27 protein-coding genes and 1 tRNA gene are annotated in these 24,851 nt (G+C 53.7%); 11 read left to right on the forward strand and 17 right to left on the reverse strand.

What is annotated here, in order from left to right:
- Window positions 1-12: 12 nt before the first annotated feature.
- Complete coding sequence (locus ACR0EO_RS03370) at window positions 13-1,230, reverse strand: serine hydrolase domain-containing protein (RefSeq protein ID WP_480687005.1); 1,218 nt, start codon at window positions 1,228-1,230, stop codon at window positions 13-15.
- A 195-nt stretch (window positions 1,231-1,425) separates the two neighbouring features.
- Between ACR0EO_RS03370 and ACR0EO_RS03375 the strand changes: the two genes are divergently transcribed.
- Complete coding sequence (locus ACR0EO_RS03375; RefSeq protein ID WP_480687007.1) at window positions 1,426-2,031, forward strand: DsbA family protein; 606 nt, start codon at window positions 1,426-1,428, stop codon at window positions 2,029-2,031.
- Window positions 2,032-2,033: 2 nt separating this feature from the next.
- On the opposite strand, the gene ACR0EO_RS03380 is transcribed toward ACR0EO_RS03375, so the two are convergent.
- Both ACR0EO_RS03380 and ACR0EO_RS03385 read right to left on the reverse strand, forming a co-directional pair.
- Window positions 2,034-3,059 (reverse strand): phosphotransferase family protein, encoded by a 1,026-nt coding sequence (locus ACR0EO_RS03380; protein ID WP_480687009.1) that lies wholly within the window; start codon window positions 3,057-3,059, stop codon window positions 2,034-2,036.
- A gap of 12 nt (window positions 3,060-3,071) precedes the next feature.
- Complete coding sequence (locus ACR0EO_RS03385; protein WP_480687011.1) at window positions 3,072-3,890, reverse strand: SDR family NAD(P)-dependent oxidoreductase; 819 nt, start codon at window positions 3,888-3,890, stop codon at window positions 3,072-3,074.
- 147 nt (window positions 3,891-4,037) lie between these two features.
- Here ACR0EO_RS03385 and ACR0EO_RS03390 point away from each other — a divergent pair, with 147 nt between their 5' ends.
- The 3 genes from ACR0EO_RS03390 (at window position 4,038) to ACR0EO_RS03400 (ending at window position 6,367) form a co-directional block, all read left to right on the forward strand.
- A complete protein-coding gene (locus ACR0EO_RS03390; RefSeq protein ID WP_480687013.1) occupies window positions 4,038-5,039 on the forward strand; it encodes an NADPH:quinone oxidoreductase family protein in 1,002 nt (333 codons plus the stop codon).
- A 126-nt stretch (window positions 5,040-5,165) separates the two neighbouring features.
- Window positions 5,166-5,615, forward strand: coding sequence for a type II 3-dehydroquinate dehydratase (gene aroQ / locus ACR0EO_RS03395; protein ID WP_480687015.1), 450 nt, complete (start codon window positions 5,166-5,168; stop codon window positions 5,613-5,615).
- The gene (locus ACR0EO_RS03400) at window positions 5,612-6,367 is read left to right on the forward strand and encodes a helix-turn-helix transcriptional regulator (RefSeq protein ID WP_480687017.1); all 756 of its coding nucleotides are present in this window, start codon (window positions 5,612-5,614) and stop codon (window positions 6,365-6,367) included. The genes aroQ and ACR0EO_RS03400 overlap by 4 nt, the downstream gene beginning before the upstream one ends.
- A gap of 377 nt (window positions 6,368-6,744) precedes the next feature.
- Here ACR0EO_RS03400 and tsf read toward each other — a convergent pair whose 3' ends face one another.
- The 5 genes from tsf to ACR0EO_RS03425 all read right to left on the reverse strand — a co-directional run bounded on the left by tsf (window position 6,745) and on the right by ACR0EO_RS03425 (window position 10,530).
- Window positions 6,745-7,620, reverse strand: coding sequence for a translation elongation factor Ts (gene tsf / locus ACR0EO_RS03405; protein ID WP_480687019.1), 876 nt, complete (start codon window positions 7,618-7,620; stop codon window positions 6,745-6,747).
- A gap of 77 nt (window positions 7,621-7,697) precedes the next feature.
- On the reverse strand, window positions 7,698-8,486 hold the full coding sequence (rpsB, locus tag ACR0EO_RS03410; protein ID WP_480687021.1) for a 30S ribosomal protein S2: 789 nt from the start codon (window positions 8,484-8,486) through the stop codon (window positions 7,698-7,700).
- A 166-nt stretch (window positions 8,487-8,652) separates the two neighbouring features.
- The gene (gene olsA / locus ACR0EO_RS03415; protein ID WP_480687023.1) at window positions 8,653-9,489 is read right to left on the reverse strand and encodes a lyso-ornithine lipid O-acyltransferase; all 837 of its coding nucleotides are present in this window, start codon (window positions 9,487-9,489) and stop codon (window positions 8,653-8,655) included.
- 4 nt (window positions 9,490-9,493) lie between these two features.
- The gene (gene olsB, locus ACR0EO_RS03420) at window positions 9,494-10,249 is read right to left on the reverse strand and encodes an L-ornithine N(alpha)-acyltransferase (RefSeq protein WP_480687025.1); all 756 of its coding nucleotides are present in this window, start codon (window positions 10,247-10,249) and stop codon (window positions 9,494-9,496) included.
- Between the two features lie 98 nt (window positions 10,250-10,347).
- A complete protein-coding gene (locus ACR0EO_RS03425) occupies window positions 10,348-10,530 on the reverse strand; it encodes a DUF3553 domain-containing protein (RefSeq protein ID WP_480687027.1) in 183 nt (60 codons plus the stop codon).
- A 42-nt stretch (window positions 10,531-10,572) separates the two neighbouring features.
- Here ACR0EO_RS03425 and ACR0EO_RS03430 point away from each other — a divergent pair, with 42 nt between their 5' ends.
- On the forward strand, window positions 10,573-11,169 hold the full coding sequence (locus ACR0EO_RS03430; RefSeq protein WP_480687029.1) for a histidine phosphotransferase family protein: 597 nt from the start codon (window positions 10,573-10,575) through the stop codon (window positions 11,167-11,169).
- Here the strand turns inward: ACR0EO_RS03430 and ACR0EO_RS03435 are convergent.
- The 8 genes from ACR0EO_RS03435 to ACR0EO_RS03470 form a co-directional block, all read right to left on the reverse strand.
- A complete protein-coding gene (locus ACR0EO_RS03435; RefSeq protein WP_480687031.1) occupies window positions 11,166-12,428 on the reverse strand; it encodes a glutamate-5-semialdehyde dehydrogenase in 1,263 nt (420 codons plus the stop codon). The genes ACR0EO_RS03430 and ACR0EO_RS03435 overlap by 4 nt on opposite strands.
- A gap of 46 nt (window positions 12,429-12,474) precedes the next feature.
- Window positions 12,475-13,581, reverse strand: a complete 1,107-nt coding sequence (gene proB / locus ACR0EO_RS03440; protein ID WP_480687033.1) for a glutamate 5-kinase — start codon at window positions 13,579-13,581, stop codon at window positions 12,475-12,477.
- On the reverse strand, window positions 13,569-14,603 hold the full coding sequence (gene obgE, locus ACR0EO_RS03445; protein ID WP_480687035.1) for a GTPase ObgE: 1,035 nt from the start codon (window positions 14,601-14,603) through the stop codon (window positions 13,569-13,571). The genes proB and obgE overlap by 13 nt, the downstream gene beginning before the upstream one ends.
- Window positions 14,604-14,640: 37 nt before the next feature.
- The gene (locus ACR0EO_RS03450; RefSeq protein ID WP_480687037.1) at window positions 14,641-15,177 is read right to left on the reverse strand and encodes a GNAT family N-acetyltransferase; all 537 of its coding nucleotides are present in this window, start codon (window positions 15,175-15,177) and stop codon (window positions 14,641-14,643) included.
- Between the two features lie 248 nt (window positions 15,178-15,425).
- Complete coding sequence (gene rpmA / locus ACR0EO_RS03455; protein ID WP_010440093.1) at window positions 15,426-15,695, reverse strand: 50S ribosomal protein L27; 270 nt, start codon at window positions 15,693-15,695, stop codon at window positions 15,426-15,428.
- Between the two features lie 11 nt (window positions 15,696-15,706).
- Window positions 15,707-16,318: a 50S ribosomal protein L21 gene (locus ACR0EO_RS03460; RefSeq protein ID WP_480687039.1), complete on the reverse strand. Its 612-nt coding sequence runs from the start codon at window positions 16,316-16,318 to the stop codon at window positions 15,707-15,709.
- A gap of 207 nt (window positions 16,319-16,525) precedes the next feature.
- Window positions 16,526-17,326 carry a DUF2059 domain-containing protein gene (locus tag ACR0EO_RS03465; RefSeq protein ID WP_480687041.1) on the reverse strand — a complete coding sequence of 267 codons (801 nt, stop codon included), beginning with the start codon at window positions 17,324-17,326 and terminating at the stop codon, window positions 16,526-16,528.
- Window positions 17,326-18,168 (reverse strand): DUF2059 domain-containing protein, encoded by an 843-nt coding sequence (locus tag ACR0EO_RS03470; RefSeq protein ID WP_480687043.1) that lies wholly within the window; start codon window positions 18,166-18,168, stop codon window positions 17,326-17,328. Before ACR0EO_RS03470 ends, ACR0EO_RS03465 begins: the two co-directional genes overlap by 1 nt.
- Window positions 18,169-18,291: 123 nt before the next feature.
- Between ACR0EO_RS03470 and ACR0EO_RS03475 the strand changes: the two genes are divergently transcribed.
- Window positions 18,292-18,381, forward strand: a tRNA-Ser gene (locus ACR0EO_RS03475).
- Window positions 18,382-19,009: 628 nt separating this feature from the next.
- Here ACR0EO_RS03475 and ACR0EO_RS03480 read toward each other — a convergent pair.
- Complete coding sequence (locus tag ACR0EO_RS03480) at window positions 19,010-19,804, reverse strand: helix-turn-helix transcriptional regulator (RefSeq protein WP_480687045.1); 795 nt, start codon at window positions 19,802-19,804, stop codon at window positions 19,010-19,012.
- Between the two features lie 126 nt (window positions 19,805-19,930).
- On the opposite strand from ACR0EO_RS03480, the gene ACR0EO_RS03485 reads away from it, so the two are divergent.
- From ACR0EO_RS03485 to ACR0EO_RS03505, 5 genes are read left to right on the forward strand one after another with little or no spacing between them, the layout of a single operon-like run.
- A complete protein-coding gene (locus tag ACR0EO_RS03485; RefSeq protein WP_480687047.1) occupies window positions 19,931-21,031 on the forward strand; it encodes an ABC transporter ATP-binding protein in 1,101 nt (366 codons plus the stop codon).
- A gap of 34 nt (window positions 21,032-21,065) precedes the next feature.
- Window positions 21,066-22,229, forward strand: coding sequence for a polyamine ABC transporter substrate-binding protein (locus tag ACR0EO_RS03490; RefSeq protein WP_170723132.1), 1,164 nt, complete (start codon window positions 21,066-21,068; stop codon window positions 22,227-22,229).
- Between the two features lie 38 nt (window positions 22,230-22,267).
- Window positions 22,268-23,119 (forward strand): ABC transporter permease, encoded by an 852-nt coding sequence (locus tag ACR0EO_RS03495; RefSeq protein WP_480687050.1) that lies wholly within the window; start codon window positions 22,268-22,270, stop codon window positions 23,117-23,119.
- Window positions 23,120-23,126: 7 nt separating this feature from the next.
- Window positions 23,127-23,948, forward strand: coding sequence for an ABC transporter permease (locus ACR0EO_RS03500; RefSeq protein ID WP_480687052.1), 822 nt, complete (start codon window positions 23,127-23,129; stop codon window positions 23,946-23,948).
- 18 nt (window positions 23,949-23,966) lie between these two features.
- Window positions 23,967-24,725: an SDR family NAD(P)-dependent oxidoreductase gene (locus ACR0EO_RS03505; protein ID WP_480687054.1), complete on the forward strand. Its 759-nt coding sequence runs from the start codon at window positions 23,967-23,969 to the stop codon at window positions 24,723-24,725.
- Window positions 24,726-24,851: the final 126 nt, after the last annotated feature.

Consider the following 24,851-nt stretch of genomic DNA (forward strand, 5'->3'; position numbering starts at 1 on the left):
GTGCTCAGGTCGTCATTCAATCATTGCCCCGAGGACAAGTGCTTTTAGTTCAGCGCGTGAAGGATATGAGCTCGACGGCGATAACTGTGTAAAGAAAACAGCCGTAAGATCGTTGACGCGATCGATCCAAAAGAATGTCGAGGCCATGCCACCCCAACTGAAATCTCCGACAGAGCCCGGCACACGTGTTCTGCCAGGGTTAAGAATGACAGCGCCACCTAGCCCGAAACCGGTTCCTTCCATCGGCTGTTCGGCAAAACTCTGAGGGCCCATTGATGCAATATCGCCCGGTAAGTGGTTGCGAAGCATAAAGTCTATGGTGTTGGGGCCAAGTAGTCCCTGCCCCCGTTGGCGCAGCATTTCAGCAAATCGAGCATAGTCGTCAATGGTGCTGACCAAACCACCACCGCCTGAGAAAGTTTCTGCGCTCTCAAAGGGCGAGGTGCCGGGCTCGTCGACAAGGCGAAGAGTATCCCCTCCAGTGTCTGCGGAGTTTAGCGCCATAGCGTCGCCAGCGAGTGGCGTATACAACGAGGCAAATCGGTCCCCTGCCCCTGAAGGAACCGAAAACCCGGTTTCGTGCATTCCGAGCGGCTCGAAAATCTCCTCGGCAAGGAACTGGTCGAGGCGTTTTCCTGAAACCACCTCGATTACCCGTCCGATGACGTCGATCCCCACCGAGTATTCCCATCGGGTGCCAGGTTGAAATGCCAGCGGAAGCTCTGCTAACTCTCGCACGCGGTCAGCCAAAAGCCCTTGGTTTGGTTTAAAAATTAGCTCCCTTTCATCCATCGCTTCAGCAAGAATTCCGGGGTTGAAAGGATAGCTTAGGCCACTCGTGTGAGTTAGGAGTTGATGAAGCGACGGCGACGGCGCTGCTTCTGTTTGATCCAGACGTTTTGCCCCCGGAACAAGGGCCTGCATATTCTGAAAATCTGGAATAAACTCTGATAACGAAGCGTCCAGGTGCAGCATTCCGCGCTCTACCAACATCATGAGCGCAACCGTGGTGACGGGTTTCGTCATGGAGTATATGCGTGTGATCGTATCGCGTTGATATGGAAGATATTGTTCCACATTGCGGCGGCCACACGAATTGAAAAAAACCTCAGCTCCTTTGTGCTTAATCAACAAAGAACTGCCGGCGTATTTCCTTTGGTCGACGTAACCCTGCATCCAAGCCGTAATTCGATTTAGCCTTTCTGCGTCGAATTGTGATTGATTGCTCATAGCCCGAGACCCTTCTGGTTGTTGGTCGGGAGTTTGCTGGCTTGTGCTCTGAATTAACAGGGAATTCGTCCGACGGTGGCCTCATTTCCCGCGAAACAATACGTATTGACGGCGGGCCCTGTTACACTGGGATGGTGTAAGATTCGAATATTGCGAGTGCGTGGGTTTTCGTGGAACATTTCCCGGAGGAGAAACATGGCTCAGAATATTGATTTTGTTTATGATTTCTGCAGTCCGAACGCGTTCTTAGCATACAAAACACTGCCAGATGTTGCCAAAGCGCATGGTGCGCAGGTCAACTATGTTCCCGTTTTGCTTGCGACCGTCTTCAAGGCGACGAATAACCAAAGCCCCTTTAAAGCGTTTTCCGAGAACCGGCAGAAGTCGGCTTACCTGACTCATGACCTGCACCGATATGCACGGGCAAGGAACGTTAGCTTTCACATGAGCCCTCACTTTCCGATCAACACAAAGTTTGCCATGCGAGGTGCGCTTTATGCTTCAGGAAAGCCGTGGGAAAACAAATATATGGACGCGATATTTGAAGCGATTTGGGTTCACGGTCAGAACGTTGATGACATTGGGGTTTTGTCAGAAATCCTGCAAGAAAATGGCCTTCCAACACGCAAAATGCGCGAGGCGATGACTGATCTACAAATTAAACAGCGCCTTAAGGATCAAACTAAAGCCGCCGTGAAAAGAGGCGTGTTCGGCGTGCCCAGCATGTTCGTCAAGAACGAGATGTTCTTTGGAAAAAACAGTCTCGGTAATCTTGAGTTGGAATTGACGCGGGCGGCATAGTTTTAGTGGTCCAAAGCCAGCAGCCCATGTTGCGCAAAGACGGGTACAAAGGTTCCGAACACTTGCGCCCTTTTTGGGTCCGATGCGTTTCCATCCAGCGCGCGTTTGTAGACACCTTGTAGAATTGCAGCCATTCGAAAGAAGTTAAAGGCCAAGTAAAACCCGAAGTTCTCGATGCCGGTTAATCCCCTGCGTTGGCAGTACTTGTCTATGAAGGCCTGATCAGACGGCAAACCCAAGCTGGCGCGATCTATACCGGCCAGGCCGCGGCCCTCGGTGCCGGGAGGCATCTGCCACTGCATAATCACCGCTGCCAGATCGGCGTACGGATGGCCGATGGTCGAAAGCTCCCAATCCAAAACACCAATGCAAGCAGTCCCGTCTTTCTCGAACATTAGGTTATCAATGCGGTAATCGCCGTGGACCAACGTACGTTGCCCATCATCTGCGGGGATCAATTGATCAAGCGCGGTTATCAACCTGTCCATTTCTGCGATTGATGAAGTTTCAGATGAGCGGTATTGCTTTGTCCAACGCGCGATCTGACGTTCAAAGTAGTTCCCAGGTGGGCCGTAATCGGACAGGCCAACCGCCTCTATATCCACCAAGTGCAGCTCGGCCAGAACACGGTTCATCTCGTCCAGAACAGCCGAGCGGACTTCGTTGCTTTCGCCTTCCATAGTTGGCTCAAGAAACGTGCGTCCGTCGAGGCGCTCCATGACGTAGAAATCAGACCCTATTACAGAGCTTTCTTGGCACAAGTGATACATTCGCGGGACCGGAACTTTGGTGTCCGCCAATGCTGTCTGCACCCGAAACTCCCGGTCAACTGCATGGGCAGACTTCAGCAAAACGCCCGGTGGTTTGCGGCGCAGTACATAGGATTTTGTGGGTGTTCGTAGCTCAAAGGTCGGATTTGATTGGCCGACATCAAACTTTGTTGCCTCTAAGGGACCACAGTAACCGTCGAGGTGTTCTCTGAGATATGCGTCAACGGCCGTCAAATCCAGGTCAGTGCTGTCTGTCATTCGACTTAACCCTTATCGCGCCGCAGCAAATATATCACCGCCGGCCGCCACGTTTATGCCACCGGAAACAGGGATCACGCCGCCTGTTACATAGCTGCCACCGCGCCCGCATAGAAACAGCACACAGCCGGCTATGTCATCGTCCCGACCAACGCGGCCCAAAGGAACAGAATTGCCAACCTTTTCGCGTTTTTCTACGTCCGCCGTGGCGAACGCAGTCATCCTGGAAACAAACGGACCGGGTGCCAGTGCGTTGACTGTGATGTGGTGAGGAGCGAGCTCCTTGGCCATGATTTTGGTTAGGTGTATCACCGCCGCTTTCGAGGCCGAATAGCTATAGGCTCCGTCTCCCATAGGTACTTCTCCCATGACCGACCCCACATTAACAATGCGTGCCGGGTCATCTGGAGTCCCGGATGCCTGAAGCATCGGTAATAGTTTTTGCGTCAGTTCAAACGTAGCGGCAACGTTGACCGACATGACTTTTTCCCACGCATCGTACGGAAATTTCCCCATAGGCGCGCCCCAAGAGATTCCAGAGTTATTCATAAGAATTTCGAGTCTTTCCGTGCGACCCTTTACTTCGGATACAAGGGCCTCGATCCCCTCCTCCGACCCAACATCACCGCCGAACCCTTCAGCGCTTCCGGATGCCTCGAGGGCGTTCAGTTCCGCCGCTTCGGCTTCACATGCTTCACCCTTGCGCGATGCAATCAGAACTCGTGCTCCTGCGCGTACCAATGCTTCGGCGGCCATACGTCCGATGCCAGTGGCACCTCCGGTCACCAAAGCGGTCTTGCCCTGCAAGTAAAAAAGTGTTTCCGGTGTCATGTGTTGTCCTCGGTCATTCTTGTTGGCGCTGAGTGTTCGATGCCCTCGAGAAATCCTTGTCAGGTTTGCACCCGCTTGGTTTCTTGACAACACACGTCGCTGCGCCAAAGCTCCTCCTGATTGAATAACAGGGACAATAGGCAGAACATGCAAGCTTTACTCAGCGTCGCCCCGGGTGGGCCGGACACTTTGGAATTGACCACCCTGCCCGACCCTGTGCCCGGAAAGGGCGAATTGCTGGTTAAGGTCAAGGCGGCGGGTGTGAATTTTCCGGACACTCTGATCATCCAGGATTTATACCAGATGAAACCGCCCAGACCATTTTCGCCCGGCGGTGAAATCTCTGGGGTGGTTCAGTCTGTCGGTGAAGGAGTGACCGGGTTTGAGGCCGGTGACAGAGTTCTTGCCCTTTGTGGCCACGGCGGGTTTGCTACTCATCTAATCCTAAACGCCAAATCAGCGATCAAGTTTCCGGAAACAATGCCCTTTGATGAGGCCTCTTGTTTCGTTTTCACATACGGAACATCTTATCATGCCCTAAAAGACCGGGCTGCGATTAGGCCGGGTGAAACCCTGTTGGTTCTTGGTGCCGCAGGAGGCGTAGGTTCCGCGGCCATTGAATTGGGAAAGGCAATGGGAGCACGCGTGATCGCGGCGGTTTCTTCGCAGGATAAAGCGGATTTTTGTCGCCGAATAGGAGCGTACGAAACTCTGCTATATTCGCGCGAAATGGATAGAGAAGCACAAAGGGCTTTCTCAAAGGAAATCAAAACACTAGCCCGTGGTGAAGGTGTGGACGTTGTTTACGACGCTGTAGGCGGCGATTACGCTGAACCCGCCCTGCGCAGTATGGCATGGAAGGGTCGCTATCTCGTTGTAGGTTTCCCTGCGGGCATTCCAAAGATCCCTCTGAACCTACCTCTATTGAAAGGCTGTCAAATTGTTGGTGTGTTTTGGGGCGCATCTGTATTCCGTGGACCCTCAGGTCATTTTGAAAACATAAATGAATTGTTTGGGTTATATGAAGAAGGTAAAGTCAAACCGCAGATAAGCTCAAGGTATCCTCTGGAGCGGGCATCCGAGGCGCTACTGCGGCTATCTGACCGATCCGCGTTAGGAAAGATCGTGGTAACGGTCGGTGAAGTGTGAAGTGAGGCGGTGTTTGGGACAAGATTTGGCCTAGGGAGCCAAAAGCCAATGTGATGTCGTGTTCGTTGGCAGGTAGACATCCCTACTAAATCGCGTTTATCAACCTGTCATGGGAACAGTGAAATAATGCACAATATTCTGGTTTTGAATGGTCCGAACCTAAACCTTTTGGGCACGCGCCAGCCCGAAGTTTATGGCAGTACCACTCTGAAAATGGTTGAAGACTTGTGTCAGACGCACGGGCAGTCAATTGGCATGAAAGTATCCTGTTTTCAGTCCAATCACGAAGGTGAGTTGATTGACGCAATCCATGCCGCCAAAGGTACGCAGGACGGGATCGTTCTGAATGCCGGGGCGTTCACGCATACGTCGATCGCCATCATGGATGCGATATCATCAGTCGAACTTCCAGTCGTTGAGGTGCACCTTTCGAACATTCATGCGCGCGAAACCTTCCGCCATGTCTCTTATATCGCGAAAGTTGCCGTTGGACAGATTTGCGGCTTTGGATCCCAAGGGTATGTGTTTGCACTGGACGCATTGTCAGCACATTTAAGCAGAGAGGCCTCTGCATGAAGCTGGTCGAATACCTGCATTTTCTGAGCTACACCAAGACATTAGAAGAGCTTTGGGATGCGCATTGCCGTCAAATGGCGAGCTTTGGTTTCGACCGTTTGATCTATGGCCACACGCAATACCGCACAGCAACGTCGCTCGGCGACCCAGAAGACTTTGTGATTTTGACAAATCACGAAAAGCCTTACTTGGATGGTTTCCTCCGCGACGGCCTATATTTCCATGCGCCAATGCTAAAATGGGCGCTGCACAACGAGGGCGCAGCCAGTTGGAGTATTGCCCAGGAAATGGTCTCAGGCGGGGTTCTAACCCGACAAGAACAAGCGGTCCTAGAGTTTAACAGAACACACGGCGTTACCTACGGGTATACAGTCAGTTTCACATCGGTTTCTATGCGGTCCAAGGGTGCTATTTCTCTGTCGGCCGGAAATGCTGCGAGTCAGGAAGAAGTAGACGCGACTTGGGCTGAGCACGGTGATGACATCCTGCTTATGAACAATGTTGCGCACCTCAAGATCCTCACCCTGCCCTATAACGCGCCTAACCGCGCGTTGACAAAGCGTCAAAGGGAAGCCCTGCAATGGGTTGGGGATGGAAAAACGACACAGGACATTGCGCTTTTGATGGGGCTAACTGCGGCTACAGTTGAAAAGCACCTCAGGTTAGCACGAGAAGCCCTTTCGGTCGAGACTACAGCGCAAGCCGTGTTGAAGGCATCCTTGCAAAATCAGATGTTCATCATGGAGGTCTAAAGGGGCAAAATTGACGCCAAATTGCGTCAATTTACTCTAGGTAAGGAAAACATGACTTTCCGAATCCGGGGCCTAGTTGCAAAGTGATATTGTTCCGTGAGTGGTGGCTTTAGCCAGGGAACATTTGGTCGGACCTTTGCAATAACGGAGCTCTCCGATCGCTCTGACAATGGGGCGTCTATTCGTCCACGTACCTTTGTCGGAAATTTTGGGGGGCCTCGACCATCCCCATCATGCGGGGCCCCTCAATTCTATCCCAATACAAAAGACGCTTCGGCGTCTTTTTTGATTCTTGGAACAAAAAAAACCGGTCACGCTGAGCGTAACCGGTTTGATAGGAAAAACTCCGGACCCCTTTAGAGGTCCGGGTGTATTCCTTAGCCCTGAGCGGCTTTGGCAACTTCGGCTGCGAAGTCTTCTTTTTCGACAACGATACCTTCGCCGACTTCCAGACGAATAAAGCCAGTGATCGTTGCGCCTGCTTCTTTGGCCGCTGCTTCAACGGTCAGGTCAGGGTTCACAACGAACTGCTGGTTCAGCAGGGTCGATTCCGCGACGAATTTCTTCATGCGGCCTTCGATCATCTTTTCGATCACCTGCTCCGGCTTGCCGGATTCACGGGCGATGTCCATCTGAACCTGCTTTTCTTTCTCGACAACTGCTGGATCCATGTCCGCTTCGGACAGAGCGGCAGGGTTTACAGCTGCGATGTGCATCGCAACCTGCTTGCCGATCGCTTCGTCGCCACCGGTCAGAGCAACCAGAACACCGATTTTACCCATGCCGTTGGTAGCCGCGTTGTGTACGTAGGAAACAACGGTGTCGCCCGACAGTTTGGCCATGCGGCGAACCGACATGTTTTCACCAATGGTGGCGATCTTGTCGGTCAGGGTGTCGGCAACGTTCTTGCCGCCCAGATCAGCAGCCAGCAGAGCTTCGACGTCGTCGACGCCTTCGGCAGCGTAGGCGATCTTGCCAACCATTTCCTGGAATTCAGCGTTTTTCGCAACAAAGTCGGTTTCAGAGTTCACTTCGACAGCAACACCGTTGCCACCGTTTACGTGAACTGCAACCAGACCTTCTGCTGCGGTACGGCCGGACTTTTTGGCCGCTTTGGCCAGGCCTTTGGTACGCAGCCAGTCAACGGCTTCGTCCATGTTGCCGCCGGTTTCGGTCAGCGCCTTTTTTGCGTCCATCATGCCTGCGCCGGTCGAGTCGCGCAGTTCTTTAACCATTGCTGCTGTGATTGCCATCTTTTGGCTCTCCTCAATTCAAACGGAATTGGGGCAGGTCATACCCTGCCCCATATGTCATTTACGTGACGGGCAGCTTACGCTTCAGCAGGTGCTTCTGCTTCGGCGGCTTCTTCTGCAACGGCTTCTTCAACCGGAGCTTCTTCGAACTCACCCAGGTCAACGCCTGCTGCACCCAACTGAGCGGTCATTCCGTCCAGAGCGGCACGTGCGGCCAGGTCACAGTACAGCGAGATCGCGCGGGCTGCGTCGTCGTTGCCGGGGATGATGTAGTCTACGCCGTCGGGCGAGCAGTTGGTGTCGACAACAGCTACAACCGGGATACCCAGTTTGTTCGCTTCTGCGATGGCCAGTGCTTCTTTTTTGACGTCGATGACGAACAGCAGGTCAGGAACGCCGCCCATCTCACGGATACCACCCAACGAAGCCTGCAGCTTTTGCTGGTCACGCTCCATGCCCAGACGCTCTTTCTTGGTCAGGCCTTCTGCACCGGCTTCCATTGCTTCGTCGATCTGGTTCAGACGGTTGATCGACTGGGAAACGGTTTTCCAGTTGGTCAGAGTGCCGCCCAGCCAGCGGTGGTTCATGTAGTACTGAGCCGACTTCTCTGCTGCTTCAGCGATCGGGCCAGCGGCTTGACGCTTGGTGCCAACGAACAGAACGCGGCCACCTTTTGCGACGGTGTCACGAACAGCCTGCAGAGCCTGGTCCAGCATAGGAACAGTCTGGGTCAGGTCCATGATGTGGATGCCATTGCGCGAGCCGTAGATGAACGGGCCCATGCGGGGGTTCCAACGCTGTGTCTGGTGACCAAAGTGAACGCCAGCTTCCAGCAGCTGACGCATGGTGAACTCGGGAAGAGCCATGCTATTTTCCTTTTCCGGTTTACGCCTTGGCGGGGGTGAAAGAAGCGGATGCTCCAACCGGCGGTCTTTATGAGGATGTCTCCCTCAAAAAGGCCAAACCCCGCCTGCGGGTTTGAATGGCGCGCGTATACGGCAGGTTTGAATGCAGCGCAAGGGCCAATCGCCCTTATTTTTCAAGCCGCGCCAAGCTGTGCGCATGACGCACGGCTTCTTCACAATGCGCTGCCAGTGCCTTGCGGTTCTCAAAATCACTGACCTTTGCCGGAGCATGGTAGATCAGCTCAACAGATCCTTGCCTGCGCGCGCCAAGTGTCTTGAGTAGATGCGGCCCGAACTCCATGTCGCCCCACCAGCCATAGAACCTATCTGGCTGTCCGGTGGGCGCGTGAAAGATAACTGAGACTGGTTGCACATACATAAAATCTCGTAGTTCGTTCACAAAGAAGGCGGCAAAAAGTGTTGTTTTAAATGGTAAAACGCGCAGGCCGTCGGTTGAGGTACCTTCTGGGAAAAACAACAGCTTGTGTCCAGCTTTTAAGCGGGCTTCGAAGATTTTGGTTTGTTCTTTAGCCTTCTTGCGATCTCTTTCGATGAAAACAGTGCCAGTTGCGCGAGCAAGCCAACCGATGCCTGGCCACTTCGCGACCTCGGCCTTGGAAACGAAGTAGACCCGCTTTCGCGCGTTTAACGCAAAGATATCCAGCCAGGACGTATGATTTGCGACCACGGCTCCGCGTTGCTGCATCAGTTCCCCAGAGGTTCGAAAGCGTATACCAAGAATTCGAAACGCGTTTCGGCAAACAAACTGGGGTATAAAGGGGGTTATCGGACGGCGAACGCCGAACAAAGGCAGCTCGATCATGCGAACGGCCAAAAGAACGATCAAGCCGCCAAATACCAGCACAGCCAAAGGTACACCGCGTAAGATTACCAAAACCCATCCGATTAGCCCTAACTCAATAGGATCTGGTGCGTCTTCGCTGTTCCAAAGAGGTTCGTTCACCGGGCTATGCCCCACCGTAGATGCGTCTTTGGCGCTCGTTCATGCGAGCCGTATCAAGGATCAGGCACACATCGGTTGTGTTGAAGGCATGGTCAATAAAGGCCCCCTCGCCCACGAACCCTCCAAGTCGCAGATAAGCTTTTATCAGAGCAGGTACCTGAACCATTGCGGCGCGCCGATCGAGGCCTTCTGGTGCCACGAGGTTCATGGATTGAAACACGTCTGGCTGCGCACTCACTCGAAGATCTGGCGGTGCCAGATGGTTGTGATGCAGCATCGACAACGGCTGAGCCAATTCCTGTACATCAGTGCCGTGAAAGCTTGCTACACCGAACAGCACTTCGATCTCACGTTCGGTGACATATGCTGCCAACCCATTCCACAAATGATACATCGCCGTACCACCGCGATAGTTGGGATGCAGGCAAGACCGACCGAGCTCTAACAGTTTGCGGCCACTTTGCTTGAGGACGGTCAGGTCATATTCATCTTCAGAATAAAACTGCCCAAGTTTCGCAGCACGTTCGCCTGGTAACAGCCTGTAAACGCCCACAACTTCTTTGGTTTGATCGTCAATTGCGAGCATGTGGTCAAAGTACGGATCAAATTTGTCGCGCTCGAGCCCTAACTCGTGATCGACCATCTCACCGCCGCCGCCCAACTCACGAACAAACACGTCGTAGCGCAATCGCTGAGCCGCGCGCAGTTCTTCGTCGGTTTCGGCGAGTTTAACGGTAAAGGAAGGGCCTGCATCCGGCATTTGAGGTTCCGTTCTTGTTTGCGCGCTGATACCGCAGTTTCCGGGGGGATAGCAACAAGAGCGGAGATGCAGGGTTGTTAACCTTTCCTAAACCAGTTTCACGGATCAAAGACTGGCATCAGGGCGATGCGCGTTCCGTCAATCACCACTTTCCCCTGCTCGCGGAAGTTTACGGTGATTTTACCTCCTATGTTGGACTGCACTTGTCCAACGCCCCAGTCGGGGAAGTCGGGATGGCGGACAAACATGCCCGGCGCAAGAATAGCATTGAGGTCTGACATGTCTGGGCTCCGGTCCGGCGGCAGATGCAGCAGGAGGTACGCATGAGCGACACCAACGTCAACCTGGCCGAACTGATTGGGTCTCGGATCTGTCACGATCTGATTAGCCCGATTGGAGCGATAACCAATGGCCTCGAACTGCTTGAGATGGTTGGCGCCGTAGAGGGCCCAGAGATGGAGTTGATCTCAGGCAGTGTCGGCAGTGCCGGTGCAAGGATTCGGTTTTTCCGCGTTGCGTTTGGCTCGGCCAGCGATCAGCCATTGGGGCGAACTGAGGTCACTGAGCTTTTGAAAGACGTTGAGCGAGCAGGACGCGTGCGCGTCAACTGGCAGGTGACCGAACCTGTACCGCGGAACCAGGTCAAACTAGCCTTCTTGGCACTGATGTGCTGTGAAAGCGCGATGCCGTTTGGCGGTGAGGTCAAGGTTGATCATACCGGGGCAGACTGGACGATCACTGGATCAGCGGACAAGCTCAATTTGGACAGCGACCTGTGGCGAGGCCTGCCTACAGGGCGCTTTTCTCAAAAAGTATCTCCGGCGCATGTACAGTTCGCGCTACTGCCAGAAACAGCAACCGCAATGGGGCGTCGGGTTGCAGCAGAGACAGCCTCAACCCGAGTTGTGATCCGGTTTTAAGACCGGACCGTTCCGTTCCCACGCACCAGATATTTGAAGCTGGTCAGTTGCGCGGCGCCGACAGGACCGCGCGCATGCATCTTGCCAGTTGCAATGCCAATCTCGGCACCCATACCGAATTCACCGCCATCGGCGAATTGGGTCGACGCATTGTGCATTAAGATCGCGCTGTCGAGCCGCTCGAAGAAATGAGCGGCTGCGTCGGCATCCTCGGCCAAGATGCAATCGGTATGGTTCGAGCCAAATTGGCGGATATGCGAAATGGCGGCGTCAATATCGGCGACTGGTTTTGCCGCGATGATACTGTCCAGAAACTCCTTGCCCCAATCCTCAGATGTGGCGGCAATCGTACCTTCTGCGGCCAGAGTGCCTTCGGCATGAACTTCGACACCAGCGGCTTGCAGAGCGGCAATTACATCTCGACCTAGTGTGTCCGCGATATCCTGGTGAACCAACAAGCACTCGGCCGCGCCGCAAATACCCGTGCGGCGGGTTTTGGCATTCAGCACGACATCCAGCGTCTTTTGAGGGTCGGCCGACTTATCGATATAAATGTGCACGATGCCTTCGAGATGGGCAAATACAGGCACTCTGGCCTCACGCTGCACCAGACCCACTAGCCCTTTGCCACCACGTGGAACAATAACATCCACATAGTCAGTCATAGTCAGCAGTTCCTGCACCGCTGCACGGTCCCGGGTTGGGATCAACTGAATGGCATCTTCAGGTAAATTCGCAGCCTTTAGGCCTTCGACCAAACAGGCGTGAATGGCGCTGGAGGAATGAAAACTTTCTGAACCACCGCGCAGGATTACGGCGTTGCCTGATTTCAAACACAGCGCACCCGCATCCGCAGTCACGTTTGGGCGGCTTTCATAAATTACGCCGATAACCCCCAAAGGAGTCCGCACGCGTTGGATGTTCAAACCAGAGGCCATTTCCCATTCTGTCAGAACTTCTCCGACGGGGTCGGCTTGATCAGCGACAGTCCGCAATCCATCGACCATGCCTTGAACGCGGGTTTCATCCAGCATCAGGCGGTCCATCATGGCCGGGCTGAGACCCTTTTCTCGTCCGAATTCAAGGTCCTTTTTGTTGGCTTCGATAATGTCTGCTCGGTTCGCCCATACTGCGTCAGCAGCGGCGATCAAAGCAGCGTGCTTACGTTCCGCACTGGCATAGGCCAGATCAGCCGCCGCTGCCTTGGCGCGTTTTCCAAGATCGGCCATCAGGGTGGGAATGCTGTCGAAATCCTTCATCTCATGTGCCTTTCGGTCGGTATTCTGGTGTTTTAACATCGCGCGCTTACAGCGCCAAATCGTCCCGGTGAATCAAAACGGCGCGACCCGGATAGCCTAGCGTCGCTTCGATCTCTGATGACTTTCGCCCCTTGATCGCATCAGCTTCTTGCGCGGTATAGCGGCTTAATCCTTGAGCCAACCGGCGAGAAGACGGATCGAGAATGGCAACAGGGTCTCCACGGCCAAAGTCCCCGGTCACTTCGACGATGCCAGCCGGAAGCAGGCTCTTCCCATTGCCAAGCGCCTTCACAGCGCCGTCGTCTACGACAATCTCACCGCGTGGCTTCATAGCCGAAATCCAACGCTTGCGGGCCGCATGGGGGTCGAGAGCGGCGGTGAACCAGGTGCAATTCGACCCGTTTTCAAGCGTTTTCAACGGGTTCAGCGGGGAACCTTCCGTGATCGCCATGTCACACCCTGCAGCTGTCGCCATCTTGGCTGCCATCAGCTTGGTCTTCATTCCGCCTTTGGACAGACCTGATCCAGCATCGCCTGCCATTTCCTCGATCTGAGGGGTAATGTCTTCGATGACGTCATAGCGAACCGCTTTGGGGTCTTCATTTGGGTTGCCGGTGTAAAACCCATCGACATCCGAAAGCAGAATTAATTGGTCGGCGCCTACCGTCACTGCGATCTGAGCCGCCAATCGGTCATTGTCACCATAGCGGATTTCATCAGTGGCGACGGTATCGTTTTCATTCACAATCGGCACAACGCCCAACCCTAGTAGAGTTTCCAGTGTTGCGCGCGAGTTCAAATAGCGACGTCGGTCAGCACTGTCTTCAAGGGTTACTAGAACCTGCGCCGTTTTAATCTTGTGCGGTGTCAGTGCCTCTTCATACGCGCGAGCCAGTCGGATTTGGCCGACGGCAGCCGCTGCTTGGGATTGCTCAAGGGGTAAAGCCTCCATCGGGAGGTCTAACACGCCGCGCCCAAGCGCGATTGAGCCAGAGGAGACCAAAATGACATCCGTCCCCTGCCCCTTTAACCAGGCCACGTCTTGCGCGAGGGAATGCAACCAGTCTGAACGCAACAAGCCTGTATCCCGATCTACCAGTAGGGCAGACCCGATTTTGACTACAAGCCGCTTTGCCTCGCTCAGGGTTGCCAAGGCTGAGCCTCCTCGGTCGGCTTTTGACGGACCCGGTTGTCGTCGATCTGAGCACGCAGAGCACGCAACACTTCGGTCACGCCAAGGTGGGCAACGCCAGACATCGTCATGACAGGGCCACCTACAGCCTCTTCCAGTTCTGCTTTCGCCAGTTCTCGTTCTTCGTCGTCCAAAGCATCGACCTTGTTCAGAACGGTAATCCGAGGTTTTTCGGCCAACTCGCCGCCATACGCTTCAAGCTCATGGATAATCGTACGGTAATCGTCTGCTACGGTCTCAGACGTACCATCGACCAAGTGCAGCAGAACAGCACAGCGCTCCACGTGTCCTAGGAAACGGTCTCCGATTCCACGCCCCTCATGCGCGCCTTCGATCAGGCCGGGGATGTCGGCCACCACGAATTCAACGTTATCTACGCCGACAACGCCCAAATTTGGATGCAGCGTGGTAAAGGGATAATCCGCGATTTTCGGTCGCGCGTTCGACGTCGCAGCCAGAAAGGTAGACTTGCCCGCATTAGGCATGCCTAACAAGCCCACATCGGCGATCAGCTTCAGCCTCAGCCAGATGGTTCTGTCGATCCCCGCCTGCCCCGGGTTGGCGCGTCGCGGTGCTTGGTTGGTTGCAGATTTGAAGTGAAGGTTCCCAAAGCCGCCATTGCCGCCTTTAGCCAGCAAGACGCGCTGGCCGACCTCGGTCAGGTCGCAGATGACCGTTTCTTCGTCTTCATCCAGAATCTCGGTGCCAACCGGTACGCGTAGGATGATGTCATCACCATCCTTGCCAGTCCGCTGTTGGCCGCGGCCGGGTTGGCCGTTCTTGGCAAAGAAGTGCTGCTGATAGCGGAAATCGATCAGGGTGTTCAGCCCATCAACGACCTCAGCCCAGACGGACCCGCCCTTACCGCCGTCGCCGCCATCGGGACCGCCGTATTCAATGTACTTTTCGCGTCGGAAGCTGACGCAGCCGCTACCACCGGCCCCGGACCGGATGTAGACCTTTGCTAGATCGAGAAATTTCATGTGTGTCCCCTACTGCAAAGGCCCCATCGGCCACAAGTCAGAGTTTCTTTGTATATGTCCAAGTGGGCACATTCGCATCGCGCGCCACGGAATAGCTTTCGGCGTCGCCGAGGTATTCAAATCCGCAATGAGTCAGTACCCGGGCCGAGGCCGGATTATCTTGGAATACACTGGCGAACATCGTCGCGTTTTCCAGTGGATTCGAACCCACCAGAGCCTCTACGGCCAAAGACGCTATACCCGTATTCCAATAAACAGGCGCAACCCAGTAACCAACCTCGGATTGGTTCCGATCCAATCGCGTTAACGAGATCAGGCCAATCAGCTCGGGGCCGCCGTCCTTTGTCGCATCCATTGCCCAGACATCCTCGTCACGCTCTTCAGACATCGCGCGTGTAACAAACGCCTCGATCGAGCCCGGTGGCAAAGGGTGCGGAATTGTCGTGGTCATGCGCGCTACACGCTCATCACCCGCATAGTGTTCAATGAGACCCATATCCGACCGACGCAACGGGCGTAGGTCGAACCGCTCGGTTTCTATGACCGGCTGGTTTATAATTGTCTCAAGTTTCATGAGGTCGTTCCTCCTCCGAACAACACGTAAATTACGGACGCTACAGTGAAACCAATTAACGTCCCCATCAGATATTTTCGGCCCGTGCGATCTTCAACCGTATGAGCAATTCGACCCTGGATCAGGGGCGGGATTATGCTTGCTGCGTTTGTCATCAGGGCCATACATCAAAACTGCGTTAAAACGAGAAAGGGGACCGGCATTTTCTGCCGGTCCCCCATGAATTTTCAAACCTTATGGGTTTCGGCTTACTCTGCGGCCTCCGCCACTGGCAGGACCGAAATAAAGGTGCGGTTTTTGAGTCCCTTGTGGAACTTCACAGCGCCATCAACAGTTGCAAAGATTGTGTGATCTTTGCCCATGCCTACGCCTTCGCCCGGCCAGAACTTGGTGCCGCGCTGACGTACGATGATGTTGCCTGCGATGGCTGCTTGGCCACCATACAGTTTCACGCCAAGGCGGCGACCAGCTGAGTCGCGACCGTTACGGGAGGAACCGCCAGCTTTTTTATGTGCCATTCTCTCTCTCCTTAGCCTTGAGCCAGCTCTTTGGCTTGCTCAACCCATTCGGGCTTCACTTTGATGGTGTCGATAGCAGCAATCTGCTCGTCCGACAAGGCAGCCAGAGCGGCAAAGCTCTCGATGCCGGCGTCAACCAGCTTTTTGGCAGCGGCGGGGCCAACACCGTTCAGCTTGGTCAGATCGTCAGCGGCAGCAGCGACGGGTGCCTCTGCCTTGGCTTCAGCTTTCTTGGCAGGCTTTGCAGCAGGTGCCGCTTCGCCAGCCGGTGCCGAACCGGTTGCAGCTTTGATGCCCGACTTGTCAGCGCCCGACGCCAGGATGTCGGTGATTTTGACCAGAGTCAGTTTCTGACGGTGGCCAACGGTACGCTTCGAGCTGTGCTTACGACGACGCTTGACGAACTTGATGACCTTGTCACCTTTAACTTGTTCGATCACTTCGGCCTGTACGCCTGCGCCTTCAACGAAAGGTGCGCCAACAACCGGAGCGTCACCGCCCAGCATCAGAACATCGTTGAATTGAACTTTTTCACCTGCGTCGGCAGCCAGTTTTTCAACACGGAGCACATCGCCCGCCTGAACCTTGTACTGCTTGCCGCCAGTCTTGAGGACCGCAAACATGCGTCTTTCCTTTTCTAACCCGCGTTCTGTGGTCCCCGTCAGGGTGTTTTGGCTTTCGCCACCTCGAACAGCGCGCCCTTTTCGGGCTGTGTGACGACCCTTGGGGCGTGCCCTATGGGTCAATAATAACGAGACCCGGCGCGGAAAACCGGCCGGGATGCGCGCTTATCCATAGATTGCTGGCGAAAGTCAACACGAAAAGCAGACTTAAAGATCCGACCCAGTTAGAACCTGTGAAACCGCCTGCCCGACTTTGAAGTAGATCTGATCATACATTTGATCAAAACTAATGAACAAAGCACTGTTTACAGCCCGACCGGCCTCGGTTCGAGAAAAAGCAATGTGTTCCCGCATCTGCGCTTCTTTTAACGGAGCATAAGCCATCAGAAGGAAGGAATACAGCCAAGTTTCAGTTTCGCGGGTTATGCTGTCGCGCTGCGCCAGTAGTTCTGGCAGCACTTCGGCGTCTTCTATTCCAAGACCTTTATTTATACCTAGGAAAAAATTGTAATCTGCGCTGATGGCATTCTGAACGTTCAAATCGATCAAATCGTTTACTTCGATGAATTCACCTATCAGGCGAAACATATCCGAACTTTGATCGCCAGATTCATAGGCTTCGGTCGCCATGTCTTGGATCGTTTCATCAGCAAAGGCAACTCGGGCCGTATTTTCGAGCCGCACGATCGTTTGCCCCAAGTCGCTCTCGAAAAACACTATAGCGTGCTCTATGTGACCATCGGTCAGCTCTTGTCGGAACACGTCCGCGATTTGAGCGCGCATCCATGTGCCGTCGTAAATTCGGTCAATCTGATCGTTAAAGACTGGGCCGCCGGTGTTGTTCAAAAACGTTTCTTGAATTTCCTGCCCGCCGGTTTTGCCTTCATTTCGAAGTATCTCGATAACGTCTTCCATCTGCATGGCCTGCAGCAGGCGATCTATTTTTTCGTCCGCCTGAACGGGTAGTGCCCACAAAGCGAGCGCGGCAAACGCAGAATACAACCGCATCAGATATCCTGGGCCGGGTGTAAGTCGGCCATCCGGGTTGCGAGCACTTCGAATTTCATCGCCATGATCTCATATTGGATAGCATTCAAAAGCTCATAAACTTCCTGCATCAGAGGTTGCTCCAGAGCTTCGGCGTAAGCCACAACATCTTCGTCTGTAAAATCTTGATACGTGTAGGCAGCACCGGCCAGAGCCGAAAGTTGCAGGGATTGGCGCATACTTGTTTCGTTTAAACGCATCATCTCGCGCAGCTCGTCCCCGCTCAGTTGCAAGTCGATGACGCCAGACGCACTTGCTGCCAATAAAAACCGCACCTGAATTTCCTGTAAGGCTCGTAATGCAGTTCCGCTTGCGTCGATGGCGGTGTTCATACGCTTTAGGTGTTCAACCCGTAACGAACCCTCTTTGATGAGGTCGGATACTATCTCTTGCCCCTCAAGCTGTTTGGCCTCGTCATTCTCTATCATATGAGATTCATTCTCGGCTTCGACCAGGCGTTGTCCCAGCTCCGAAGCATAGAATTCAACTGCATGAGACAATGCTTCATCGCTAAGTGTCTGTTCGAGAATGGACACAGCAGTTTCGTGCATGTCCTCTGTGTCGAAGACCTCTTCGGTTAGGCGCGCCCAGTCGGAACCGAAGCCACCCGGATCGATTCCCAGCATCTGCGGTGCTGAAGCAGAAGCAAGCGCAATACTCTCAAGCGCAACGTCGAAGCCCGTCGTTGTAAGGAAAGCTTCGATCCGGTCTCGGTTTGCTGCGTAAGATGATGTCGCCTGCATGAAGAGTGCCACTAGCGCCAGGCTAGCAGGCAGAATTAAGCGTCGAAGATGATAAGTCATGTATAGAAGCCTAGGCGTTTTGAGCCGTGTGGCAATGGAAAATACCGTTGTAGTGAATTTCTGGAATTTTCTGCTTGCACCCCCGCGCGTTCCTCACTAAATCCCCCCCTCACAGACCCCCGCGGAGAGGTGCCGGAGTGGTCGAACGGGGCGGTCTCGAAAACCGTTGTGGGTGCAAGCCCACCCAGGGTTCGAATCCCTGTCTCTCCGCCACTATCCCCTAAAAGAAGATAATATTCGCGATTGCGCAGCCATTTGTGGGAGCTGCCAAATTGCCTGAAATCCCTAAAACTAGGTCCACTATGCCGAGATTTGAGATTCCGATTGCGCCATTGACTTGGAGCCTCCGGTACTTGCTACCTGGTTGTTTGAAGGTGTTTTTCGGTTTGGACCTTCTAGGTGACATTTATTGCCCTCTTCGATCCATTTAGGGCCAGGTCCTGATCGAACGTCCAAGTGCCGCCATGTTCGGCGGCACCGGGAATGTTGTCGTTGGCCGCGTGCTTGGTGATTGTTCTTCGAGATAAACCGCTGAGCCTTGCACCACCGACGTCCTGAGCCTCGGTTTCATCGTTTCGAGGAAATTGGCCATTTCATCAGAAACCAAAGTTCTGGTTTGATTGGTGTTAGGGATTAAGTCTGCGCTCCGGCTTGGGTATGGGTTTTCGTAGCAAGGAGGTGTTTCTGGACGATTTTCTGGAAACTGTTTGATCCTCCAGCAACACGTTGGTTCGAGACGACAACAGTCAATCGCACCGTACCTATCGGCGGAAAGCAGACATTCGCTGCGCTTAGTGCCAATGACCCCATTGCGGGACAAGGCGGGGTCTCAAAGAACCTTCTAAAGGGCTTTCTCAATGAACTTTGAAAAAAGCTCTCCCTGTGAATTGATCCTCAGCTTCGCGTAAATGTTGCGTCTGTGAATGCGGACTGTGCCTGGAGAGATGCCGAGAATTGTGCCTACTGCTTCCGCGGAATGACCCTTCAAAGTGAACTCCACGACTTCGCGTTCTCGCGGTGTCAGAACACCCTCGCCAAAGGCTTGAAATGCGAGATCGACGCGCCCTCGAACGCCGTTCGCGGTGGTTCCACGGGTTGTTTTTGGAAAATCGGCCCAGTGTTTGCGACAGGCTGCTCGAACGAGAGGCCATAGAGCGCGTAGATGGCGTATTTCTTTGACTGTAAAAGGCTTTTCTGCGCGCATGAGCGATACAACCACCATACCCGTGTTTTGAATGTCAATGAAGTAGCCGATCTCTTCAGCTAGCCCGGTACGTTTGTAGTAGCTACGAAAATACTCTCCCTGATAGAACCTATCCGGTGCAATTTCGCGCATACGGTACAAACCCGGGGTTATTGGTTCCGTCGCGGCCAAAAAAAATGGATCAAGCACGTAGGGCCCGGCTTGGTAATCCTCAACAAAAATGCGTCGTTTGCTTTTGGGGAAATCGTCATAGAGGTCTATTGGTGCTTCGGTTCCCACATGGCCAAATACCACGGTAAAATCGAATGGTGCGACCTGCCGCAAACCATCTGCCAAAGCACATGGAAATTCTGAGGTTCCGATCTTCTCCACGACCCTGCCGGCCTCTTCCATCCAATCGTACACACGTTGCTCCAATTTTTCGAAAAGCATCTCTATACCTCAATTGTGGTATATACAGCCAATCCGAGTTATTGTTATTTTTTCCCTGTTTGAGTGGTATGCCAATAAATGCCAAAAAATCAAGCAAAAGGAAAGCGGCAGTATATGAGCTTTGACATGAGCGTCACCATGCAGACGATTGCGGAACTCCGGGGAGTGACCAAGACCTTCGGGAATGTGGTCGCTGCCAAAGGCCTGAATCTTTCCATTGGCAAAGGAGAGTTCCTGTCGTTCTTAGGCCCATCTGGTTGCGGTAAAACCACTGCACTTAGAATGCTGGCAGGTTTCGAGAAACCGACCGAAGGTCAGGTGTTGCTCGATGGAGAAGTTGTCAACGACTTGGATGCGCACCGTCGCCCCGTCAACATGGTGTTTCAGCACTACGCTCTTTTCCCTCACCTGAGCGTGTTCGACAACATCGCGTACGGCCTTCGCCAACAACGACCACGCGTAGACAAAAAAACAATCGCAGCTAAGGTTGAGCAGGCACTGGAAACAGTCCGTCTTGGCGGGTTTGGTCCACGTCGCATCTGGGAGATGTCTGGTGGTCAGCAGCAGCGCGTGGCTTTGGCGCGTGCGATCGTAAACGAGCCCAAGCTTTTGCTGCTTGATGAACCAATGGCTGCTCTGGATCGAAAGCTTCGAAAAGAAATGCAGTTTGAACTGCAGAATCTTCAGCGACAACTGGGAATTACTTTTGTCCTCGTCACGCACGATCAGGAAGAGGCGCTTTCAATGTCCGACCGAATTTGTGTGATGGAAGGTGGCCGTATTGTGCAGGTAGGCAGCCCGCGCGAACTGTATGACATGCCCCGCAGCCGCTATGTGGCTGGATTTGTAGGCACCTCGAATTTCTTTGATGCAACTGTAACTGACGCAGTAGCTGACCAAATCACTGTGCGTTTAGCAAGTGGCCAAAAGGTGCACGGAACCACTGAGATTCCAATAGATGCAGGGCAGGAAGTGTGCGTCAGTATCCGTCCTGAACAGATCGCGCTGACCCGCGCGCTCCCCGCAACCGAAGTTGGTATGCCAGTTACAATTCAAAATCGGATCTTCCTTGGGGAGCACACAGAATACCTTGCGCGCAACGAAGCACTGGGTGATTTCCACGTACTTGTGCCAAGGCAAGCGGAATTGAACGAGGGGACGTTCAATGCAGGAGAGCAAGCCTTTGTCTCGTGGGGCGAAGGCGCACTGCTGATCCTGGAAAAATAACAAATCCCGCAATCCAACAACAGAGAGGTTCACGATGACCAAGGATAATGGGACTATTTCCAAGCAAAAGTTCATGGAAGAGTTTCGCCGGTACCAAAAGGGTTCGGTCACACGGCGACATTTTCTGGGCGTGACAGGTCTTGGGATGGCAACGGCCGTTATGGGCACAGCCATGCCTGGGTTGCGCCCTCGCCCAGCATTTGCCGCCGGAGACATTGGTGACCGAGTGATTCTCGCCACATGGCCGAACTACCATGACGAGATGAACTTCGAAGCCTTCACGGAAGCCACCGGCGCTCATGTTCAGGTCAATGTTTTTGGCTCGAACGAAGAGATGTTGGCAAAGCTGCAGGCGGGAGGCTCTGGCTGGGACGTTTTCGTACCGACCAATTACACGATCACTACGTATGTGGGCGAAGATCTGATCATCCCGCTCGATACGTCCAAACTGCCAAACTACGACGCAGGTTCATTCGAACAGCGCTTTTCCGATGCCGGTTCTGTCGATGGCCAGCTTTATGCGGTGCCGAAAAACTGGGGCACGACCGGCTTTGCGGTCAATACCAGCAAGCTTGACGGCGCTCCGACTCCAACCACATGGAAAGAGTTCTGGGACCTCACTATGGCGGGTTACTCAGGCCGGACAATGGTGCATGATTACCAACTCACCACCATAGGTAATGCCCTGAAGTATTTTGGCTATTCCTTCAACTCGGTCGATGAGAAGGAACTTGCGGATGCAGAGAAATTGTTGCTGGATGCTAAACCGCATCTGTTTGCAATCTCGTCGGATTATCAGCCACCGATGCGTAACGGTGACGCCTGGATGACCATGTGCTGGACGGGTGACGGCAAGCAGATGAATGTCGACATGCCTGAAATCGCCTACGTTCTGGGCGCCGAGGGCGGCGAACTCTGGTCCGACTACTACGCTATTCCTAAGGGCGCACCCCATATGGATGCCGCTTATGCCTTGATCGACTTCCTGCTGAACCCGGAAGTTAATGCAAAAGAAGTCCTCGCTCATGGCTATCCATCGGCTGATGCTCGCACCAATGCGTTGCTGCCGAAGGAATTGCTGGAAGATCCAATCCTCTATCCGGCAGCTGAACTTCTGAATGCGCTCGAGTTTGGCGCGGCGGCTACGTTAACCGATCCAAACCGCGCCGAGTTGCTGGCCCGCTTCAAGTCGGCCTAAGCGGCAAGGCTGCTAATATCAGAAAAGACGAGGACAATATGACCGAACGAGGCAGAAAAGCACTGTTGCTGGCACCGGCAGGAATATGGCTTTTGGTAATGCTTGCCCTTCCACTGCTGGTCGTCTTCGTCTTTTCCTTTGGCGAACGGGGCGCTGCCGGAGGCTATGTTCCAGCGCTCACGTTGGAGCAATATGCCAACCTTCCTGCGCGATGGACGGCATTCAGAAACACACTGATCCTTGCACCTTTGGGGACGATCGCTGCGTTGGTAATAGCCTACCCGCTCGCCTACTTTCTTGCGGTGCGTTGTTCACCAAAGTGGAGAACTTCGCTGTTGATCCTGGTGATCGTGCCGTTCTGGACATCGATTCTGATCCGATCATACGCATGGATTTTCATCCTTGGGGGGCGTGGCTTGCCCGCTCTACTGGAGTCGATCGGCATCGATGATGTCCGCCTGATAAATACGCCGTTCGCTGTGCTTGTAGGGATTGTCTATGGGTATCTACCTTTGATGGTTTTCCCAATTTTTGTAAGCTTGGACAAACTGGATAAACGCCTTCTGGAAGCCTCGGCTGACCTTGGCTCTACCCCATGGCGTACGTTCCGTCAGGTGACTCTTCCTCTGTCGGTACCGGGTATCGCAACTGGCTGCATGCTGGTCTTCATCTTGCTCATGGGCGAATTTCTGATCCCAGCGATCTTGGGTGGCGGAAAAGTCTTTTTCGTCGGAAATGCGCTGGTGGACCTGTTCTTACAGTCTCGAAACTGGGCGTACGGATCGGCGGTCGCAATGACTCTGGTTGTCGTAATGCTTGTTACTGTCTCAATTTACATGAAATTCATCTCGCGCCTGGGTGGCCAGCGCGAAGATGTCTCGCTGATGTGAGGGTCCGATGCGCTTATACGCGATTTGCGTCTACCTTTTTCTTTATATTCCGATCGGCATCATCGCGATTTTCAGCTTTAATGCCGGGCGACACGCAAGCCAGTTCATGGGTTTCTCGACCCAATGGTATGGCAAAGCGCTCAACAACCCATTTGTTATGGACGCGCTCGAGACCAGTCTGCTTGCAGCATTCATAACAGCTTGCCTCGCATCCACACTCGGAACCATGGCAGCCATCGCTCTACAAGGGGTTAAGGGATGGCTTCGAACTGTGTTTGACGCGATGATTTATGTAGCGATTATGATACCCGGTATCGTCATCGGTATCGCGACACTCATTGCCCTGGTCACCGTATTCGGCTGGCTAAACCCGCTTCTTGCGAGCTTATGGCCCGATGGAGCAAATCCCCCGCAACTTTCCATGGGGATGCCCACGCTTGTCGCTGCGCACACCATGTTCACAATGGCCCTGGTCATAATCATAGTACGTGCAAGGCTGTCGGGTATGGACCGCGCGCTCATGGAAGCTTCGGCGGACCTCTTTGCGACGCCCTGGGGCACCTTTCGACAGGTGACACTGCCGTTGATAGCACCGGCAATTTTGGCGGGCTTCCTGCTCAGCTTCACTTTCTCCTTTGATGATTTCATCATCGCGTTCTTCGTAGCTGGCTCCGAAACAACACTGCCGATCTACATCTTCTCATCCATCCGGCGCGGCGTGACGCCCGAGATCAATGCCATAGGCACTATGGTTATGGCTGCGTCGCTCTTGTTGCTCGTGACAGCGCAACTTCTTCTGCGCCGAGGCGCCTCAAAACCGAATAGTTAAATAAAGGAGCCAAGTGACATGCGGCTTGCAGGTAAAGTCGCGCTCGTAACGGGCGCGGGATCAGGAATTGGTCGGGCAGGTTCAATGGCAATGGCACTGGAAGGTGCGCATGTTGTGGTAACCGATCGCGATGCAACACTTGCAGAAGCCACTATGGCCGAGATCGTTGCGCAGGGAAATCAAGCATCAGCTTTACAACTTGACGTAACCGATGACGATGCCCTTACCAAAACCATAGACGAAGTAGTTAAAAACTTCGGTCAGCTGGACGTGTTGCACTCTCATGCTGGGTTGCAGATCGAAGGAACTCTGGAGGAAGTGGAACCAGATGGAATGGATGCTTCCTGGGCTTTGAACGTCCGCGCTCACTTCATTGCCGCGCGTGCAGCTGTCCCCCATATGAAAACAAAAGGTGGAGGCAGCGTGATCGTCACTGCTTCCAATTCTGGGGTTCAATACGACCGGGGTATGATTGCCTATGCGACCACAAAACACGCAGCTGTTGCGATGGTTCGGCAGATGGCAGCCGACTACGCTGTCCATGCAATCCGTTTCAATGCCCTTTGTCCGGGATTTGTAGATACCCCTTTCAATGCTGGCTTCGAGAAGCAGATGGGTGGCCGCGCCAAACTGGAAAGCTACATCAGCACGGCGATACCTATGAGCCGATGGGCGACGGTTGAAGAAATAGGCCATGGGATCGTCTATTTAGCTTCAGATGAATCCGCGTTTATGACAGGGCAAGCCTTGGTTATCGATGGCGGGGAATGCATTTAGTTATGGGTTAGACCGCCAAAGGACGCCTTTAGCGCTGCGCATGATAGCTTGCGAGCACGTTAAAACCCTTCCTGAGCCGGAACCAAGCATCCGATGCGTCTGACGCAAACGGCCGCTTTGGGTCGT

Source organism: Ruegeria sp. BE9 (assembly GCF_056538765.1).

Bases quoted from the DNA above. Each gene is read 5' to 3' on its own strand.
- ACR0EO_RS03460 (WP_480687039.1), bottom strand. From the start codon at position 16,318: ATGTTTGCGGTCCTCAAGACTGGCGGCAAGCAGTACAAGGTTCAGGCG.
- ACR0EO_RS03425 (WP_480687027.1), bottom strand. From the start codon at position 10,530: ATGTCAGACCTCAATGCTATTCTTGCGCCGGGCATGTTTGTCCGCCAT.
- ACR0EO_RS03465 (WP_480687041.1), bottom strand. From the start codon at position 17,326: ATGCGGTTGTATTCTGCGTTTGCCGCGCTCGCTTTGTGGGCACTACCC.
- ACR0EO_RS03380 (WP_480687009.1), bottom strand. From the start codon at position 3,059: ATGACAGACAGCACTGACCTGGATTTGACGGCCGTTGACGCATATCTC.
- ACR0EO_RS03375 (WP_480687007.1), top strand. From the start codon at position 1,426: ATGGCTCAGAATATTGATTTTGTTTATGATTTCTGCAGTCCGAACGCG.
- obgE (WP_480687035.1), bottom strand. From the start codon at position 14,603: ATGAAATTTCTCGATCTAGCAAAGGTCTACATCCGGTCCGGGGCCGGT.
- ACR0EO_RS03370 (WP_480687005.1), bottom strand. From the start codon at position 1,230: ATGAGCAATCAATCACAATTCGACGCAGAAAGGCTAAATCGAATTACG.
- ACR0EO_RS03430 (WP_480687029.1), top strand. From the start codon at position 10,573: ATGAGCGACACCAACGTCAACCTGGCCGAACTGATTGGGTCTCGGATC.
- ACR0EO_RS03435 (WP_480687031.1), bottom strand. From the start codon at position 12,428: ATGAAGGATTTCGACAGCATTCCCACCCTGATGGCCGATCTTGGAAAA.
- ACR0EO_RS03480 (WP_480687045.1), bottom strand. From the start codon at position 19,804: ATGCTTTTCGAAAAATTGGAGCAACGTGTGTACGATTGGATGGAAGAG.
- ACR0EO_RS03470 (WP_480687043.1), bottom strand. From the start codon at position 18,168: ATGACTTATCATCTTCGACGCTTAATTCTGCCTGCTAGCCTGGCGCTA.
- ACR0EO_RS03490 (WP_170723132.1), top strand. From the start codon at position 21,066: ATGACCAAGGATAATGGGACTATTTCCAAGCAAAAGTTCATGGAAGAG.
- ACR0EO_RS03390 (WP_480687013.1), top strand. From the start codon at position 4,038: ATGCAAGCTTTACTCAGCGTCGCCCCGGGTGGGCCGGACACTTTGGAA.
- tsf (WP_480687019.1), bottom strand. From the start codon at position 7,620: ATGGCAATCACAGCAGCAATGGTTAAAGAACTGCGCGACTCGACCGGC.
- ACR0EO_RS03400 (WP_480687017.1), top strand. From the start codon at position 5,612: ATGAAGCTGGTCGAATACCTGCATTTTCTGAGCTACACCAAGACATTA.
- ACR0EO_RS03505 (WP_480687054.1), top strand. From the start codon at position 23,967: ATGCGGCTTGCAGGTAAAGTCGCGCTCGTAACGGGCGCGGGATCAGGA.
- ACR0EO_RS03495 (WP_480687050.1), top strand. From the start codon at position 22,268: ATGACCGAACGAGGCAGAAAAGCACTGTTGCTGGCACCGGCAGGAATA.
- rpmA (WP_010440093.1), bottom strand. From the start codon at position 15,695: ATGGCACATAAAAAAGCTGGCGGTTCCTCCCGTAACGGTCGCGACTCA.
- ACR0EO_RS03485 (WP_480687047.1), top strand. From the start codon at position 19,931: ATGAGCGTCACCATGCAGACGATTGCGGAACTCCGGGGAGTGACCAAG.
- rpsB (WP_480687021.1), bottom strand. From the start codon at position 8,486: ATGGCTCTTCCCGAGTTCACCATGCGTCAGCTGCTGGAAGCTGGCGTT.
- olsB (WP_480687025.1), bottom strand. From the start codon at position 10,249: ATGCCGGATGCAGGCCCTTCCTTTACCGTTAAACTCGCCGAAACCGAC.
- aroQ (WP_480687015.1), top strand. From the start codon at position 5,166: ATGCACAATATTCTGGTTTTGAATGGTCCGAACCTAAACCTTTTGGGC.
- ACR0EO_RS03500 (WP_480687052.1), top strand. From the start codon at position 23,127: ATGCGCTTATACGCGATTTGCGTCTACCTTTTTCTTTATATTCCGATC.
- ACR0EO_RS03450 (WP_480687037.1), bottom strand. From the start codon at position 15,177: ATGAAACTTGAGACAATTATAAACCAGCCGGTCATAGAAACCGAGCGG.
- ACR0EO_RS03385 (WP_480687011.1), bottom strand. From the start codon at position 3,890: ATGACACCGGAAACACTTTTTTACTTGCAGGGCAAGACCGCTTTGGTG.